Consider the following 14,237-nt stretch of genomic DNA (forward strand, 5'->3'; position numbering starts at 1 on the left):
AGTTTCTGGTTGTTGAACGCGCCTGGGGCGCCCTGGCAGTTTTGCCAGGGGGCCCCAGGCGCGTTTTCATTTACAGTTGCACAAGCATCCCGTGCGAGGAGCCGCTACATGGGCGCAACCAACAGGTTAGCCTGCTATTCCGATCCCGCTGATCACTATTCTCATCGGGTACGCCTTGTGCTGGCCGAGAAGGGTGTCAGCGTGCAGGTCATCGATGTCGACCCCAGTCGCCTGCCGGCCAAGCTGGCCGAGGTAAACCCTTACGGCAGTGTGCCGACCCTGGTCGACCGTGACCTGGCGTTGTATGAGTCGACCGTGGTGATGGAATACCTCGAGGAGCGTTACCCGCACCCGCCGCTGATGCCGGTGTACCCGGTTGCACGGGGTAACAGCCGTTTGCTGATGCACCGCATCCAGCGCGACTGGTGTGCCCTGGCCGACACCGTGCTGGACTCACGCAGCACCGAGGCAGCCCGTGTCGAGGCGCGCAAGGCCCTGCGCGAAAGCCTCACCGGCGTCTCGCCATTGTTCGGTGAGTACGCCTGTTTCATGAGTGAGGATCAAAGCCTGGTCGATTGTTGTCTATTGCCCATACTCTGGCGCTTGCCAGTGTTGGGTATCGAATTGCCGCGGCAAGCCAAGCCGCTGCTGGATTACATGGAGCGGCAGTTTGCCCGGGAGCCTTTCCTGGCGAGCCTGTCCTCCGTAGAACGTGAAATGCGCAAGCTTTAAGGAGCTGTTGATGAACTCCAGTCGCCCCTATCTGGTTCGAGCACTGTATGAGTGGATCGTCGACAACGATTGCACACCCCATATGCTGGTCAATGCCGAATACCCGAAAGTGCAGGTGCCGGATGGTTTCGCCAGCGATGGCCAGATCGTCCTGAATATTTCGCCAAGTGCCGTGCGCAGCCTGCACATGGATAACGATGCGGTCAGCTTCGAGGGCCGCTTCAGTGGCGTGGCCCATTCGCTGTTTGTGCCGGTTGGCGCCATTCTGGGCATCTATGCCCGCGAAAATGGCCAAGGCATGGTCTTCGAGCTGGAGTCGCCAATGGATGGCGACGAGCTGGAAGAGGATGATGTGCAGCCGGACGACGATGGCCCGCCAGAAGGTGGGGGCCAGCCGCCGCGCCCAAGTGGTCGGCCAAGCCTGAAAGTGGTCAAGTAACAAAAAAGGCGATCCAACCGGATCGCCTTTTTCGTTGCAGCCAACTTTGGGTTACAGGTCGCTGATAGTGCGTACCTGGTCCTTGTTGATGCGGGTGCGCTTGCCGTCGAGTTGCTGGAACTCGTAGAAGCCGGCGTCGCGGTCGTACTTCGGTGCGTCGACAGCCTGGATTTCACGGCCATCGTTGAGGGTGATCAGGCTTGGGGTAGAGCAGCCGGCCAGGGTGGCGAAGGTGCCGATCAGCAGGGCAGGCAGCAGAAGCTTTTTCATGCGGTGTTTCCTGGGTTTCTGAAAGGTGGGGCATTGTTGTTGCTTGTACTGGCCCTTTCGCGGCGGTTCGACGCTTCGATAAACCCGCTCCCACAGGAATGCACAAGGCTTGAAAGCTGTGAGATCCCCGTGGGAGCGGGTTCACCCGCGAAGAGGCCGGTGCAGGCAGCAATGAATCAGTCGATGTACTCGAACAGCTTGACGATCTTCTGCACGCCCGACACGCCCTGCACCACTGCGGTGGCCGAGTTGGCCTCCTTCTGGGTTACCAGGCCGAGCAGGTAGACGATACCGTTCTCGGTGATCACCTTGATGCGCGAGCTGGGCACGGCACTGTCACCCAGCATCTGGGTCTTGATCTTGGTGGTCAGCCAGGCGTCGTTGTTGCGTGCCAGGATGGAGGAGGGCTGCATCACCTGCAGCTCGTTGTGCACTTTCTTGACGCGCTGTACCTGGCCGGCGGTCTGCTCGGCGAGGCTCTTGAGGTCGGCACGTGGGGTCTGCCCGGCCAGCAGGACGATGCCGTTGTAGCTGCTGACAACAATATGCGAGCCCTTGTCCAGGTCAGGGCTGGCCTTGGAAATGTTCACCGAGGCCTTGGTCTCGATCAGCGAATCGTCGATCTTGCTGCCAATGGTGCGCGTACCGCGATCGTCTTCGATCGGCGAATTGCGGGTAGAGGTGAGTACCGAGCTGCAACCGGTGACGCTCAGGCACAGGGTCAGGGCCATCAGGCCGAGGCGCATAGGGGTCATTCTTCACTCCCGAACAGTTGGCTGTCGATCAGATCGCACAGGCAGTGGATCGCCAGCAGGTGGACTTCCTGGATGCGTGCGGTAACCGTCGAAGGTACGCGGATTTCCACGTCTTCGGGCAGCAGCAGTGAAGCCATGCCGCCGCCGTCGCGGCCAGTCAATGCTACGACAATCATTTCGCGGTCATGTGCGGCCTGGATCGCCTGGATCACGTTGGCCGAATTGCCGCTGGTGGAGATCGCCAGCAGAACGTCGCCGGGCTGCCCCAGGGCGCGAATCTGCTTGGAAAAGACTTCGTTGTAGCTGTAGTCGTTGGCGATCGAGGTCAGGGTCGAGCTGTCGGTGGTCAGCGCGATGGCTGGCAGGCTCGGGCGCTCGCGCTCGAAACGGTTGAGCAGTTCCGACGAAAAGTGCTGGGCATCACCGGCCGAGCCGCCGTTGCCACAGGCGAGCATCTTGCCCTCGTTGAGCAGCGCATTGACCATGACCAGGCTGGCCTGCTCGATGTGCGGTGCCAGGATGTCCATTGCCTGTTGCTTGGTATCGATGCTGGCCTGGAACAGCCGGCGAATTCGGGATTGCATGTCCATCTGGTGACCTTAAGTGGGGCGGTGGCCTTTGCTGCGCGCATCAACGACCAGCCCGCGAAACATAGAGCAAAAAAAACGAAGTGGGTTCAGCATTCGAAGGCGTTTTTCAGCCATTGAAGCGGTCTACCTGCATGGTGGCTGCCCTGCAGGGCGACTACGTCGAAGCGGCAGGGGTGGTTGCCCCAGTGGGGCGTCTTCTGCAGGTACAGGCTGGCGGCGAGCACCAGCCGTTTCTGCTTGCGCCCGTCGATGCTTTCGAGGGCGCCACCGAAGCACGCGTGCAACCGGTAGCGGACTTCGACGAATACTACTGTATCGGCGTCAAGCATGACCAGATCAAGCTCACCGCCTTTGCATCGCCAATTGCGCGCCAGCAGCTGCAGGCCCTGCCCTTGAAGGTACTCAAGGGCCAGGGTTTCTGCTGCTTGCCCGGCGCTGGTGGGCGACGCTGTTGCCATCAGCGGGCGGTGTCAGGCAGGCGCTTGACCTGGCCGCCGGCGAACTCGGCCCATGGCAGCTGGCGCTCGATACGCTGGTTGGCGTTGATGCTCAGGCTGCCCGAAAGGCCCTGGACGCGGTTGTCCGGCAGCGCTTTCAGCTGGCCCAGCCGCGGCGCCAGGCTGTAGGCATCGACGCCCATGGCGTACAGGCGGCCAAGGCTGCCAGCGGCCTGCGGCCATTGCTGTACCACCTGCTGGCGCAGGCTGTTGCTGGTGTCGAGCAGCCACGGCGTTTCGCAGAAGCGGATGCCGTTCATGTCGTTGTACTGGTTGACGTCACCGCTGGCGCTGTACAGGTTCGAGGTGGCGTATACCGGTACGTCACCGGCGTACTGGAAGTTCAGGGTCGGCTTGATCTGCTGGGCCTGTTGCGGGGTCGAGGCCAGGAAGATGAAATCGATATCCTGGCGGCGCGACGGTTGTGCGGCGATGCTGCCGCCTACCGTGCTTTGCAGGCTCTTGGCGCGGCCTTCGCTCTGGCGCAGCTGGAACAGGTCGGCGATCTGCTGGGCCAGGGCAACCGGCTGGGCGATGCGCTCGGCGGCGAGCAGGGTGCCGCCATTGCCTTCCCAGTCCTGGCGGAAGGCGGCCAGCACGCGGTCACCCCATTCGCCACTCGGCACCAGGGCCACGGCGCGGACCATGCCGTCGGCGCGGGCGCGGCGGGCTACTTCGCGCGCTTCGTCTTCGGCAGCCAGGCCGAACTGGAACAGTTGCGGCGGGGCCTTTTGACCGGCGTCGGCGTAGTTCAGGGCCAGGGTGGTGATCGGCAGTTGTGGTTTGGCGGCCAGTTGTTTGACCAGTGGCTTCTCAAGCGGGCCGATGACCAGTTGCACACCGGCGGCCTGGGCCTGGTTGTAGAAATCGTCGAGCGAGCCGATGCGCGAGCTGTCGAACACCTGCACCGCAGGCGCTGGCTGACCGGCTTGCTGGGCCTGGAAGTGGGCTGCCATGAAGCCGTCACGCAGGGCGCGGGCAACACCGGCCAGCGGGCCTTCCTGGGGCAGCAGCAGGGCAATCTTGGTCAGTGGCTGGCTGGCCAGTTCCTTGAGCTTGGTCAGTGCCTGCGGCAGTTGCTGGGCAGCAGGGTGGTCCGGGTGTTGTTTGACCCAGGTGTCGATGGCCGCTTGTTGCTGTTCCAGGGTGCCGGCGCTTTTCACGGCGAAGGCCAGGCTGGTCCAGCCGGCCAGGGTCTGGTCGTTGGCGGGCTGCTGCAGTTGCTCTGCCGGCAACGAGGCGACCAAGGCCCAGATAGCGTCATTGTTGGCGCTGGCAGCCTGGCCGCTGAGCAGCGGGGCCAGCAGCATGCGCTGTTGCGCGGCAGCCAGGGCCTGGCCGTCGGCTTCCAGGGCGGCGGCGTGCACGTTGTAGGTGCGCGCTTGCTGCTCTGCCGGCAGCTCGGCTACTCGTTGCAGGCTGGGGTGGGCCAGGGCGGTGAGGGCCGCCTTGGGCTGGTTGCGGCTCATGGCCAGCTCGGCTGCGAGGGTGCTGGCGAACACTTGCTGGGCCGGCTTGAGCGTGTCCAGCGGGACTTGCTCAAGAATGCGTGCGGCGCGTGGGAAGTCCTTCTGCTTGTAGGCCAGGTCGGCCGCGCTCAGGCGCAGCAGTGCGGCGTCTTCCGCAGACTTGCTGGAAGCGGCCTTTTCGAGCAGTTGCTCGATGCTGGCGTCCGGGGTGCGCGGCAGTTCGCCCAGGCTGGATGAGGGCGAGCTGGCGCAAGCTGCCAGCAGGGCAGCGAGGCAGAGGGCTGTGAGCAGCCGCAGGCAAGCGATCATGTAAAGGTCCTGTTACTCGATCAAGTTGGCCGGCAATTGTACCCAAGCACTGGCCGGGGCGCGATGTTGCTGTGCTGATCCTTCACTATAGGTGGCTTGCAGCTGATCGCCGGCGAAGTTCTTTGCGCCCTGTTGCAGGCGCTCGGGCTACAATGGCGCCTTTGATCCGAATGACAGGTGTGCGCAGTGACTGATGTGGCAGGGGCTTCGAAATCCACGGTGGGGACGCTGTATGTGGTGGCAACCCCCATCGGCAACCTCGACGACATGAGCGCCCGGGCGCTGAAGGTGCTGGCAGATGTGGCGCTGATCGCTGCCGAAGACACCCGCCATTCGATCCGCCTGCTGCAACACTTTGGCATCGACACACCGCTGGCGGCCTGTCATGAACACAACGAGCGTGACGAGGGCGGGCGTTTTCTCACCAAGCTGCTGGCTGGCGAGAACGTGGCGCTGGTTTCCGATGCCGGCACGCCGCTGATTTCCGACCCGGGCTACCACCTGGTGCGCCAGGCGCGGGCTGCGGGGGTGAACGTGGTGCCGGTGCCGGGCGCCTGCGCCTTGATCGCTGCACTGTCGGCGGCCGGCTTGCCGTCGGACCGCTTCATCTTCGAAGGCTTCCTGCCGGCCAAGCAGGCAGGGCGCCGGGCGCGCCTCGATCAGGTGAAGGAAGAGCCGCGTACGCTGATCTTCTATGAAGCCCCGCACCGCATCCTCGAATGCCTTGAAGACATGGAGCTGGTATTTGGTGGCGAACGCCCGGCACTGCTGGCACGTGAGCTGACCAAGACCTTCGAGACCCTCAAGGGCCTGCCGCTGGCCGAGCTGCGGGCGTTCGTTGCCGGCGACAGCAACCAGCAGCGTGGTGAATGCGTGGTACTGGTGGGCGGCTGGAGCGCGCCGGAAGGCGAGCAGGCCATCAGTGCCGAGGCCCAGCGAGTGCTCGACCTGCTATTGGCCGAGTTGCCACTGAAGCGGGCGGCGGCGCTGGCGGCGGAAATTACCGGGGTGCGCAAGAACCTTTTGTATCAACTTGCCCTGGAAAAGCAGAAAGCCGAATAGTGGCAGTTTGATATAAATGCCGTTATTGCTTGTTCTTGTGCGCGCGTGCCGGTAACCTTGGCGGCGGAGAGTCGATCGGACAGTCGCTGCCTGTTTTCGTTCCGCAACTTTTTGTTGTGTGAGCAGCAGGGGGAGGAAAGTCCGGGCTCCATAGGGCAGAGTGCCAGGTAACGCCTGGGAGGCGCGAGCCTACGGAAAGTGCCACAGAAAATAACCGCCTAAGCACTTCGGTGCCGGTAAGGGTGAAAAGGTGCGGTAAGAGCGCACCGCACGGCTGGCAACAGTTCGTGGCTAGGTAAACCCCACTCGGAGCAAGACCAAATAGGGTTCCATCAGGCGTGGCCCGCGTCGGAACCGGGTAGGTTGCTAGAGGCGTCCAGTGATGGCCGTCGTAGAGGAATGACTGTCCTCGACAAAACCCGGCTTACAGATCGACTCTCCACCTTTTCCTCCCCTGCTTGATTCGATAGCAGATCCTCTCTGGTAATACCGAAAAAATCTTACTCTTCATAAATCACTTTAACTTCGAACTCCATTTGCTTGCGTGGGTTTGATTTTTCTCGTGTTTTCTTCTCTTGGGTAATCGTTCCACATTCCCTTATCGCGCTAAATCTCGGTCCTGTAAGGCTTTTCCTTATGAACGTGCCTTGACGGTGCTGCGGGCGGATTCCTATAGTGTGCGCAAGTGGCAGAAAGTGGGATGAAGTGGGTTTTCTGGCACAAAAAAGCTAACATTGTGGGGAATCGCAGCCGTGTTCCGCGGAGCCAACGCCGTCAGCCTCGATGCCAAGGGACGTCTCGCCATGCCGAGCCGGTACCGTGACGAGCTCGATTCGCGTTGCAATGGGCAGCTGATCGTGACCATTGACGCCGTTGACCCCTGCTTGTGCGTATACCCCCTCGATGAGTGGGAACAGATAGAAGCCAAGTTGCGAGCCTTGCCATCGTTGCGTGAGGAAAACCGCCGTCTGCAGCGTTTGCTGATCGGTAATGCGGTTGACCTGGAGCTCGATGGCAGTGGGCGTTTCCTGGTGCCGCCCCGCCTGCGTGAGTACGCCAAGCTCGACAAGAAGGCGATGCTGGTGGGGCAACTGAACAAATTCCAGCTGTGGGATGAAGATGCCTGGAACACGGTTTCGGCAGCCGACCTTGCAGCTATTCAACAACCGGGCGCCATGCCCGACGAATTGCGTGACCTGATCCTGTGACCATAGATAGCGGCTTCAACCACATTACCGTCCTGCTCGACGAAGCTGTCGAGGCATTGGCCCTGCGCGCCGACGGTTGCTATCTGGACGGCACCTTCGGCCGTGGCGGACACAGCCGGCTGATTCTCAGCAAGCTTGGGCCGCAAGGGCGGCTGCTGGGCTTCGACAAAGATCCACAGGCGATTGCCACGGGGCAAGCGCTGGCGGCCGAAGACGGCCGCTTTGTCATTGTGCAGCGCAGCTTTGCCGAGCTGGGCGCGGAAGTGGCCGAGCGCGGCCTGCACGGCAAGGTCAGCGGTGTACTGCTGGACCTGGGCGTGTCCTCGCCGCAACTGGATGACCCCGAGCGTGGCTTCAGCTTTCTCAATGATGGCCCGCTGGACATGCGCATGAACCCGGACCAGGGCATCAGTGCCGCCGAGTTCATCGCCACGGCGCCTGTCGAAGAAATTGCCCGCGTCTTCAAGGAGTACGGTGAAGAGCGCTTCTCCGGCCGCATGGCGCGTGCCGTGGTCGAGCGCCGCGAAAAGGAGCCGTTCACCCGCACTGCCGACCTGGCTGAAGTGCTGAAGGTTGCCAACCCTGCCTGGGAAAAAGGCAAGAACCCGGCTACCCGTGCCTTCCAGGGGCTGCGGATCCATGTCAACAACGAACTGGGTGACCTGGAGGCTGGCCTTGAGGCCGCACTCGACGCGCTCGAGGTCGGTGGTCGCCTGGCAGTGATCAGTTTCCACTCGCTGGAGGACCGTATCGTCAAGCTGTTCATGCGCAAGCTGGTCAAGGGCGAGGCCGACAACCTGCCCCGTAACCTGCCGGTACAGCACAAGGTCTTCGAGCCGAAAATCAAGCTCATCGGCAAGGCCCAGTTCGCCTCCGAAGCCGAGCTCAAGGCCAACCCGCGGTCGCGTAGCGCCGTGATGCGTGTGGCGGAGAAGCTGCGGTGAGCAGGCTGTTCGCCAAGCCATTGCCAGGCGGAAGCTTCCTGATGCTTCTGCTGTTTGTCGGCGTGCTGGTTTCGGCCGTCGCCGTGTCCTACAGCGCGCACTGGAACCGTCAGTTGCTCAACACCCTTTACGGCGAGTTGAACGAGCGTGACAAGGCCCAGGCCGAGTGGGGCCGGCTGATTCTGGAACAGAGCACCTGGACCGCCGCCAGCCGTATCGAAAACCTGGCTTCCGAGCAGTTGAAGATGCGCGTGCCTTCGGCTGACGAAGTGCGGATGGTGGCGCCATGATGAAGCTCGAAGGCGCACTCTACCCGTGGCGCTTCCGCGTGGTGATCGGCTTGCTGGCAATCATGGTGGGTGCCATCTGCTGGCGCATCATCGACCTGCAGGTGGTCGACCGTGACTTCCTCAAGGGGCAGGGCGATGCGCGCAGCCTGCGTCATATCCCTATCCCGGCGCACCGCGGGCTGATTACCGACCGCAACGGTGAGCCATTGGCCGTGAGTACCCCGGTCACTACCCTGTGGGCCAACCCCAAGGAAATGCAGGCGTCCAAAGACCGCTGGCCACAGCTGGCTGCAGCGTTGGGGCAAAATCCGCAGCAACTGGTCGAACGCCTGACCGCGCAGGCCAGCAAGGAGTTCATCTACCTGGTCCGCGGCCTGACCCCGGAGCAGGGCCAGCACGTACTCGACCTGAAGGTGCCAGGTGTATACGGCCTGGAAGAATTCCGCCGCTTCTATCCGGCCGGTGATGTCACTGCGCACATGGTTGGTTTCACCGACCTCGACGACCACGGTCGTGAAGGGGTGGAACTGGCCTATGACGAGTGGCTGGCCGGCGTGCCCGGCAAGCGCCAGGTGATCAAGGACCGGCGTGGCAGGCTGATCAAGGACATCCAGGTAACCAAGAACGCCAAGGCCGGCAAGACCTTGGCGTTGTCGATAGACCTGCGCCTGCAATACCTGGCTACCCGCGAGCTGCGCAACGCCATTGCCGAACAGGACGCCAAGGCCGGCAGCCTGGTGATCATGGACGTCAAGACTGGTGAAGTTCTGGCCATGGTCAACCAGCCAACCTACAACCCGAACAACCGCCGCAGCATGTTCCCGGCAGCGATGCGCAACCGGGCGATCATCGACGTGTTCGAGCCCGGTTCCACGGTCAAGCCGATTTCCATGAGTGCGGCACTGCAAAGCGGTCGCTGGAAGCCGACCGACAAGGTCGAGGTTTACCCGGGCAGCCTGCAGATCGGCCGCTACACCATCAAGGACGTGTCGCGCAGCGAGGGCCCGATCCTCGACCTGACCGGCATCCTGATCAACTCCAGTAACGTCGGCATGAGCAAGATCGCCTTCGACATCGGCGGCGAGGCCATCTACCGGGTCATGTCCCAGGTCGGCCTGGGCCAGTACACCGGCCTTGGTTTCCCGGGTGAGCGTGTCGGTAACCTGCCCAACCACCGCGAGTGGCGCAAGGCCGAGACCGCGACCCTTTCCTATGGCTACGGCCTGTCGGTGACCGCCCTGCAGCTGGTGCATGCCTACGCGGCGCTGGCCAACGACGGCAAGATGGTGCCGCTGTCGATCATCAAGGTCGACAAGGCGCCGGAAGCCGTGCAGGCCATTCCGAAGGAAACCGCCGAAACCGTTCAGGGCATGCTGCAGCAAGTGATTGAAGCGCCGCGTGGCGTGTTCCGCGCCCAGGTGCCGTTCTATCACGTGGCCGGCAAGTCCGGTACCGCGCGTAAAGCCACCGTGGGTTCCAAGGGTTACACCGAAAATGCCTACCGCTCGCTGTTTGCAGGCTTCGGGCCAATGAGTGACCCGCGCTACGCCATCGTCGTGGTCATCGACGAGCCGGGCAAGGGTGGTTACTTCGGTGGCCTGGTTTCGGCGCCGGTCTTCAGCAAGGTCATGTCCGGCACCCTGCGTTTGATGAACGTGCCGCCAGACAACCTGCCGCCACCAGCACCCGCCGAACAGTCGCAAGTCAATGCAGCAGCCGCCAAGGGAGGGCGTGGATGATGACAATGCCATTAAGCAAACTTTTCGCTCACGCCAGCCGCGACCCGCTGATTCGTGAACTGACCCTGGACAGCCGCAGTGTGCGCCCGGGCGATCTGTTCCTGGCCGTGCCGGGTGCCAAGGTCGATGGCCGCGAGCATATCGCCGATGCCTTGGCCCGTGGCGCTGCCGCCGTGGCCTATGAAGAGCATGGCGCCAACGTGCTGCCGTTGACCGATGTGCCGCTGATTCCGGTCAAGGGCCTGATCGCGCAGCTGTCGGACATCGCCGGGCGCTTCTATGGCGAGCCCAGCCGCCAGCTGAACCTGGTGGGCGTGACCGGTACCAACGGCAAGACCAGCGTCACCCAGTTGGTAGCCCAGGCGCTTGATGTGCTCGGCCAGCGCTGCGGCCTTATTGGTACTCTGGGTACCGGTTTCTACGGTGACCTGCAAAGTGGTCGGCTGACCACGCCAGACCCGATTGCCGTGCAGTCGACCCTTTACGACCTGAAAAAGCAGGGCGCCAAGGCCGTGGCCATGGAGGTTTCCTCCCACGCCCTGGAGCAGGGGCGGGTCGCCGCATTGGCGTTCGACATCGCGGTCATGACCAACCTGTCCCGTGATCACCTGGACTACCACGGCAGCATGCAGGCCTATGAGGCGGCCAAGGCCAAGCTGTTCGCCTGGCCGAACCTGCGTTGCCAGGTGGTCAACCTGGATGACGACTTTGGTCGTCGCCTGGCCGAAGACTTTGCTCGCCGCCCGAGTGTCGACCTTGTCGAGACCCGGCTGCTGAGCTACAGCCTGGAAAACCCGGATGCCTCGCTGTTCTGCCGCGAAGCCGTGTTCAGTGACGATGGCGTGCGCGCCACGCTGGTCACCGCCCAGGGTGAGCGCACCCTGCGCAGCCAGCTGCTGGGCCGCTTCAACCTGAGCAACATGCTGGCCGCCGTGGCAACCCTGCTGGCGCTGGATTACGCGCTGGACGAAATCCTGGAGGTCACCCCGCGACTGCAAGGGCCGGTAGGCCGCATGCAGCGCTTGGGTGGCGGCCAAAAGCCGCTGGTGGTGGTCGACTACGCGCACACCCCGGACGCCCTGGAAAAAGTGCTTGAAGCCCTGCGCCCGCATGCTCACGGCAAGCTGCTGTGCCTGTTCGGCTGCGGCGGCGACCGTGACCGCGGCAAGCGCCCTTTGATGGCTGAAGTCGCCGAGCGCCTGGCCGACCGCGTGTTGGTCACCGACGACAACCCGCGCACGGAAGACCCGCTGCGCATCTTCGATGACATCCGCCCCGGTTTCACCAAGCCTGACGACGTCGAGTTCGTCGCCGGCCGTGGCGAAGCCATTGCGCACCTGATCGCCTCAGCCGCTGCCAACGATGTGATCGTGCTGGCCGGGAAGGGGCATGAGGATTACCAGGAGATCAATGGCGAGCGCCATGACTTCTCCGACCTGATCGAAGCCGAGAAGGCCCTTGAAGCCTGGGAGGCTCCACATGCTTAAGCCGATGACACTCAGCCAGCTGACCACAGCACTGAGTGGTCAACAAGTCGGTGCCGACGCCACCTTCATCGGCGTCAGCATCGACAGCCGCAGCGTCAGCACCGGGCAACTGTTCGTCGCCTTGGCCGGCCCGCGTTTCGATGGCCATGACTACCTGGCTGACGTTAAAGCCAAGGGCGCGGTTGCTGCGCTGGTCGAGCGTGAAGTGGCCGGTGTCGACCTGCCGCAACTGCTGGTCAAGGATTGCCGGGCAGCACTGGGTCAGCTCGGTGCCCTGAACCGCGCTGCTTTCGACAAGCCCGTAGTGGCCATTACCGGTTCCAGTGGCAAGACCACGGTGAAGGAAATGCTTGCCAGCATCTTGCGCACCCGTGGCTTGGTGCACGCCACCCGCGGCAACCTGAACAACGACCTCGGCGCGCCGCTGACCTTGCTGGAGATCGCCCCGGAGCACAGCGCCGCCGTGATCGAGCTGGGCGCTTCGCGCATTGGCGAAATCCGCTACACCGTCGGCCTGACCCAACCTCAGGTGGTCATCATCAATAACGCCGGTACTGCCCATGTTGGCGAATTCGGTGGCCCGGAGAAAATCGTCGAAGCCAAGGGCGAGATTCTCGAAGGCCTGGGCGAGGGCGGGGTCGCCATTCTCAACCTGGCCGACAAGGCGTTCGATATCTGGCGCAAGCGTGCCGGCAACCACCGTATCTTCACCTTTGCACTGGATAACCCGCAGGCTGATTTCCATGCCAGCGACATCGGTCGCGACGCCCGGGGCTGCCCGTCGTTCACCCTGCACGGGCCTGATGGCAGCGTGCCGGTGCAGTTGAACCTGCTGGGTACCCACAACGTCAGCAACGCCCTGGCCGCCGCCGCCGCCGCCCATGCCGTTGGTCTGAGCCTGAGCGGCATTGCTGCCGGCCTTGCTGCCGTGCAGCCGGTCAAGGGCCGCACCGTGGCGCAGGTCGCGCCAAATGGCGTGCGGGTGATCGACGATAGTTACAACGCAAATCCCACCTCCATGTGCGCAGCCATTGATATACTCGCCGGCTTTTCCGGACGCACCGTCCTGGTGCTTGGGGATATCGGCGAATTGGGGCAATGGGCGCAAGAAGGCCACCGTCAGGTGGGTGACTACGCGCGTGGCAAGGTCGACGCCCTGTACGCAGTGGGTTCCAACATGACACATGCGGTCAAGGCGTTCGGCGCCAATGGCCGTCATTTCGCTACTCAAGCTGAGCTGATCGACGCGGTTAGCGCCGAAAATGCCAGCGACACCACTATCTTGATCAAGGGCTCGCGCAGCGCTGCGATGGAAAACGTCGTGGCGGCATTGTGCGGTGCCAGCGGGGAGAAACATTAATGCTGCTGCTGTTGGCCGAGTATCTGCAACAGTTCCACAAAGGCTTCGCGGTCTTCCAGTACCTGTCCCTGCGCGGGATTCTTGGTGTACTGACCGCGTTGTCCCTGGCGCTGTGGCTGGGGCCGTGGATGATCCGTACCCTGCAAATCCGCCAGATCGGCCAGGCCGTGCGTAACGACGGCCCGCAATCGCACCTGTCCAAGTCCGGCACCCCGACCATGGGTGGCGCACTGATCCTGTCGGCCATCGCCATCAGCACACTGCTGTGGGCTGATCTGTCCAACCGCTATGTGTGGGTGGTGCTGATCGTTACCCTGGCATTCGGCGCGATCGGCTGGGTTGACGACTACCGCAAGGTGATCGAAAAGAACTCCCGTGGGCTGCCAAGCCGCTGGAAGTACTTCTGGCAGTCGGTGTTCGGCCTGGCTGCCGCCGTGTTCCTGTACAAGACCGCGCCGACCAGCGTCGAGACCACATTGATCCTGCCGTTCATCAAGGATGTCACCATCCCGCTGGGCGTCGGCTTCGTCGTATTGACCTACTTCGTCATCGTCGGCTCCAGCAACGCGGTCAACCTCACCGATGGCCTCGACGGCCTGGCAATCATGCCGACGGTGATGGTCGGCGGCGCCCTGGGCATCTTCTGCTACCTGTCGGGTAACGTGAAGTTCGCCGAGTACCTGCTGATCCCTTACGTACCGGGCTCGGGCGAGCTGATCGTGTTCTGCGGCGCGCTGATCGGTGCCGGCCTGGGCTTCCTGTGGTTCAACACCTATCCGGCACAAGTCTTCATGGGTGACGTCGGCGCGCTGGCGCTGGGCGCCGCGCTGGGCACCATCGCCGTGATCGTCCGCCAGGAAATCGTGCTGTTCATCATGGGCGGCATCTTCGTGGTGGAAACCCTGTCGGTGGTGATCCAGGTCGCCTCCTTCAAGCTGACCGGCAAGCGCGTGTTCCGCATGGCGCCGATCCACCACCACTTTGAACTCAAGGGCTGGCCAGAGCCACGGGTGATCGTCCGCTTCTGGATCATCACCGTGATCCTGGTGCTGATCGGCCTTGCCACCCTGAAACTGAGGTAGATGA

The 14,237-nt window shown here is 62.8% G+C and carries 15 protein-coding genes and 1 other RNA gene; 11 read left to right on the forward strand and 5 right to left on the reverse strand.

Annotated features, from left to right (window positions below; all coding sequences use genetic code 11):
* The first annotated feature begins 108 nt into the window (after positions 1–108).
* Together ACN6NG_RS03835 and ACN6NG_RS03840 are read left to right on the forward strand one after the other, a co-directional pair.
* On the forward strand, positions 109–732 hold the full coding sequence (locus ACN6NG_RS03835; protein ID WP_016498035.1) for a glutathione S-transferase N-terminal domain-containing protein: 624 nt from the start codon (positions 109–111) through the stop codon (positions 730–732).
* 10 nt (positions 733–742) lie between these two features.
* Positions 743–1,171 carry a ClpXP protease specificity-enhancing factor gene (locus tag ACN6NG_RS03840; RefSeq protein WP_016488977.1) on the forward strand — a complete coding sequence of 143 codons (429 nt, stop codon included), beginning with the start codon at positions 743–745 and terminating at the stop codon, positions 1,169–1,171.
* Between the two features lie 51 nt (positions 1,172–1,222).
* Here ACN6NG_RS03840 and ACN6NG_RS03845 read toward each other — a convergent pair whose 3' ends face one another.
* The 5 genes from ACN6NG_RS03845 to ACN6NG_RS03865 all read right to left on the reverse strand — a co-directional run bounded on the left by ACN6NG_RS03845 (position 1,223) and on the right by ACN6NG_RS03865 (position 5,061).
* Entirely contained in the window at positions 1,223–1,441 is a 219-nt protein-coding gene (locus tag ACN6NG_RS03845; protein ID WP_016488976.1) for a YgdI/YgdR family lipoprotein, read from the reverse strand.
* A 176-nt stretch (positions 1,442–1,617) separates the two neighbouring features.
* A complete protein-coding gene (locus ACN6NG_RS03850) occupies positions 1,618–2,196 on the reverse strand; it encodes a BON domain-containing protein (protein WP_016498037.1) in 579 nt (192 codons plus the stop codon).
* Positions 2,193–2,786 carry a phosphoheptose isomerase gene (locus ACN6NG_RS03855; RefSeq protein ID WP_012274070.1) on the reverse strand — a complete coding sequence of 198 codons (594 nt, stop codon included), beginning with the start codon at positions 2,784–2,786 and terminating at the stop codon, positions 2,193–2,195. Before ACN6NG_RS03855 ends, ACN6NG_RS03850 begins: the two co-directional genes overlap by 4 nt.
* 86 nt (positions 2,787–2,872) lie before the next feature.
* Positions 2,873–3,244 (reverse strand): YraN family protein, encoded by a 372-nt coding sequence (locus ACN6NG_RS03860; RefSeq protein ID WP_059395145.1) that lies wholly within the window; start codon positions 3,242–3,244, stop codon positions 2,873–2,875.
* Positions 3,244–5,061 (reverse strand): penicillin-binding protein activator, encoded by a 1,818-nt coding sequence (locus ACN6NG_RS03865; protein WP_063422311.1) that lies wholly within the window; start codon positions 5,059–5,061, stop codon positions 3,244–3,246. Before ACN6NG_RS03865 ends, ACN6NG_RS03860 begins: the two co-directional genes overlap by 1 nt.
* 186 nt (positions 5,062–5,247) lie before the next feature.
* Here ACN6NG_RS03865 and rsmI point away from each other — a divergent pair, with 186 nt between their 5' ends.
* The 9 genes from rsmI (at position 5,248) to mraY (ending at position 14,233) form a co-directional block, all read left to right on the forward strand.
* A complete protein-coding gene (rsmI, locus tag ACN6NG_RS03870) occupies positions 5,248–6,123 on the forward strand; it encodes a 16S rRNA (cytidine(1402)-2'-O)-methyltransferase (RefSeq protein ID WP_474312985.1) in 876 nt (291 codons plus the stop codon).
* 67 nt (positions 6,124–6,190) lie between these two features.
* Positions 6,191–6,566: RNase P RNA component class A (gene rnpB, locus ACN6NG_RS03875), an RNA gene on the forward strand.
* Between the two features lie 309 nt (positions 6,567–6,875).
* The gene (gene mraZ / locus ACN6NG_RS03880; protein WP_019439042.1) at positions 6,876–7,331 is read left to right on the forward strand and encodes a division/cell wall cluster transcriptional repressor MraZ; all 456 of its coding nucleotides are present in this window, start codon (positions 6,876–6,878) and stop codon (positions 7,329–7,331) included.
* Entirely contained in the window at positions 7,328–8,275 is a 948-nt protein-coding gene (gene rsmH, locus ACN6NG_RS03885; RefSeq protein ID WP_016488970.1) for a 16S rRNA (cytosine(1402)-N(4))-methyltransferase RsmH, read from the forward strand. Before mraZ ends, rsmH begins: the two co-directional genes overlap by 4 nt.
* On the forward strand, positions 8,272–8,565 hold the full coding sequence (ftsL, locus tag ACN6NG_RS03890) for a cell division protein FtsL (protein WP_063422309.1): 294 nt from the start codon (positions 8,272–8,274) through the stop codon (positions 8,563–8,565). The genes rsmH and ftsL overlap by 4 nt, the downstream gene beginning before the upstream one ends.
* On the forward strand, positions 8,565–10,304 hold the full coding sequence (locus ACN6NG_RS03895; protein WP_162471779.1) for a peptidoglycan D,D-transpeptidase FtsI family protein: 1,740 nt from the start codon (positions 8,565–8,567) through the stop codon (positions 10,302–10,304). Before ftsL ends, ACN6NG_RS03895 begins: the two co-directional genes overlap by 1 nt.
* Positions 10,301–11,791, forward strand: coding sequence for a UDP-N-acetylmuramoyl-L-alanyl-D-glutamate--2,6-diaminopimelate ligase (locus ACN6NG_RS03900; RefSeq protein ID WP_415752977.1), 1,491 nt, complete (start codon positions 10,301–10,303; stop codon positions 11,789–11,791). The genes ACN6NG_RS03895 and ACN6NG_RS03900 overlap by 4 nt, the downstream gene beginning before the upstream one ends.
* On the forward strand, positions 11,784–13,151 hold the full coding sequence (locus tag ACN6NG_RS03905) for a UDP-N-acetylmuramoyl-tripeptide--D-alanyl-D-alanine ligase (protein WP_063422308.1): 1,368 nt from the start codon (positions 11,784–11,786) through the stop codon (positions 13,149–13,151). The genes ACN6NG_RS03900 and ACN6NG_RS03905 overlap by 8 nt, the downstream gene beginning before the upstream one ends.
* Positions 13,151–14,233, forward strand: a complete 1,083-nt coding sequence (gene mraY / locus ACN6NG_RS03910) for a phospho-N-acetylmuramoyl-pentapeptide-transferase (protein WP_016498046.1) — start codon at positions 13,151–13,153, stop codon at positions 14,231–14,233. Before ACN6NG_RS03905 ends, mraY begins: the two co-directional genes overlap by 1 nt.
* Positions 14,234–14,237 lie beyond the last annotated feature (4 nt).

The sequence above is a fragment of the Pseudomonas sp. TSO6 genome, assembly GCF_056098905.1.

Excerpts from the sequence above, each read along its gene's own strand:
- ACN6NG_RS03855 (WP_012274070.1), bottom strand. The coding sequence starts at position 2,786 with ATGGACATGCAATCCCGAATTCGCCGGCTGTTCCAGGCCAGCATCGAT.
- ACN6NG_RS03860 (WP_059395145.1), bottom strand. The coding sequence starts at position 3,244 with ATGGCAACAGCGTCGCCCACCAGCGCCGGGCAAGCAGCAGAAACCCTG.
- ACN6NG_RS03905 (WP_063422308.1), top strand. The coding sequence starts at position 11,784 with ATGCTTAAGCCGATGACACTCAGCCAGCTGACCACAGCACTGAGTGGT.
- ACN6NG_RS03850 (WP_016498037.1), bottom strand. The coding sequence starts at position 2,196 with ATGACCCCTATGCGCCTCGGCCTGATGGCCCTGACCCTGTGCCTGAGC.
- mraY (WP_016498046.1), top strand. The coding sequence starts at position 13,151 with ATGCTGCTGCTGTTGGCCGAGTATCTGCAACAGTTCCACAAAGGCTTC.
- ACN6NG_RS03845 (WP_016488976.1), bottom strand. The coding sequence starts at position 1,441 with ATGAAAAAGCTTCTGCTGCCTGCCCTGCTGATCGGCACCTTCGCCACC.
- ACN6NG_RS03835 (WP_016498035.1), top strand. The coding sequence starts at position 109 with ATGGGCGCAACCAACAGGTTAGCCTGCTATTCCGATCCCGCTGATCAC.
- ACN6NG_RS03865 (WP_063422311.1), bottom strand. The coding sequence starts at position 5,061 with ATGATCGCTTGCCTGCGGCTGCTCACAGCCCTCTGCCTCGCTGCCCTG.
- ACN6NG_RS03840 (WP_016488977.1), top strand. The coding sequence starts at position 743 with ATGAACTCCAGTCGCCCCTATCTGGTTCGAGCACTGTATGAGTGGATC.
- ACN6NG_RS03900 (WP_415752977.1), top strand. The coding sequence starts at position 10,301 with ATGATGACAATGCCATTAAGCAAACTTTTCGCTCACGCCAGCCGCGAC.
- ACN6NG_RS03895 (WP_162471779.1), top strand. The coding sequence starts at position 8,565 with ATGAAGCTCGAAGGCGCACTCTACCCGTGGCGCTTCCGCGTGGTGATC.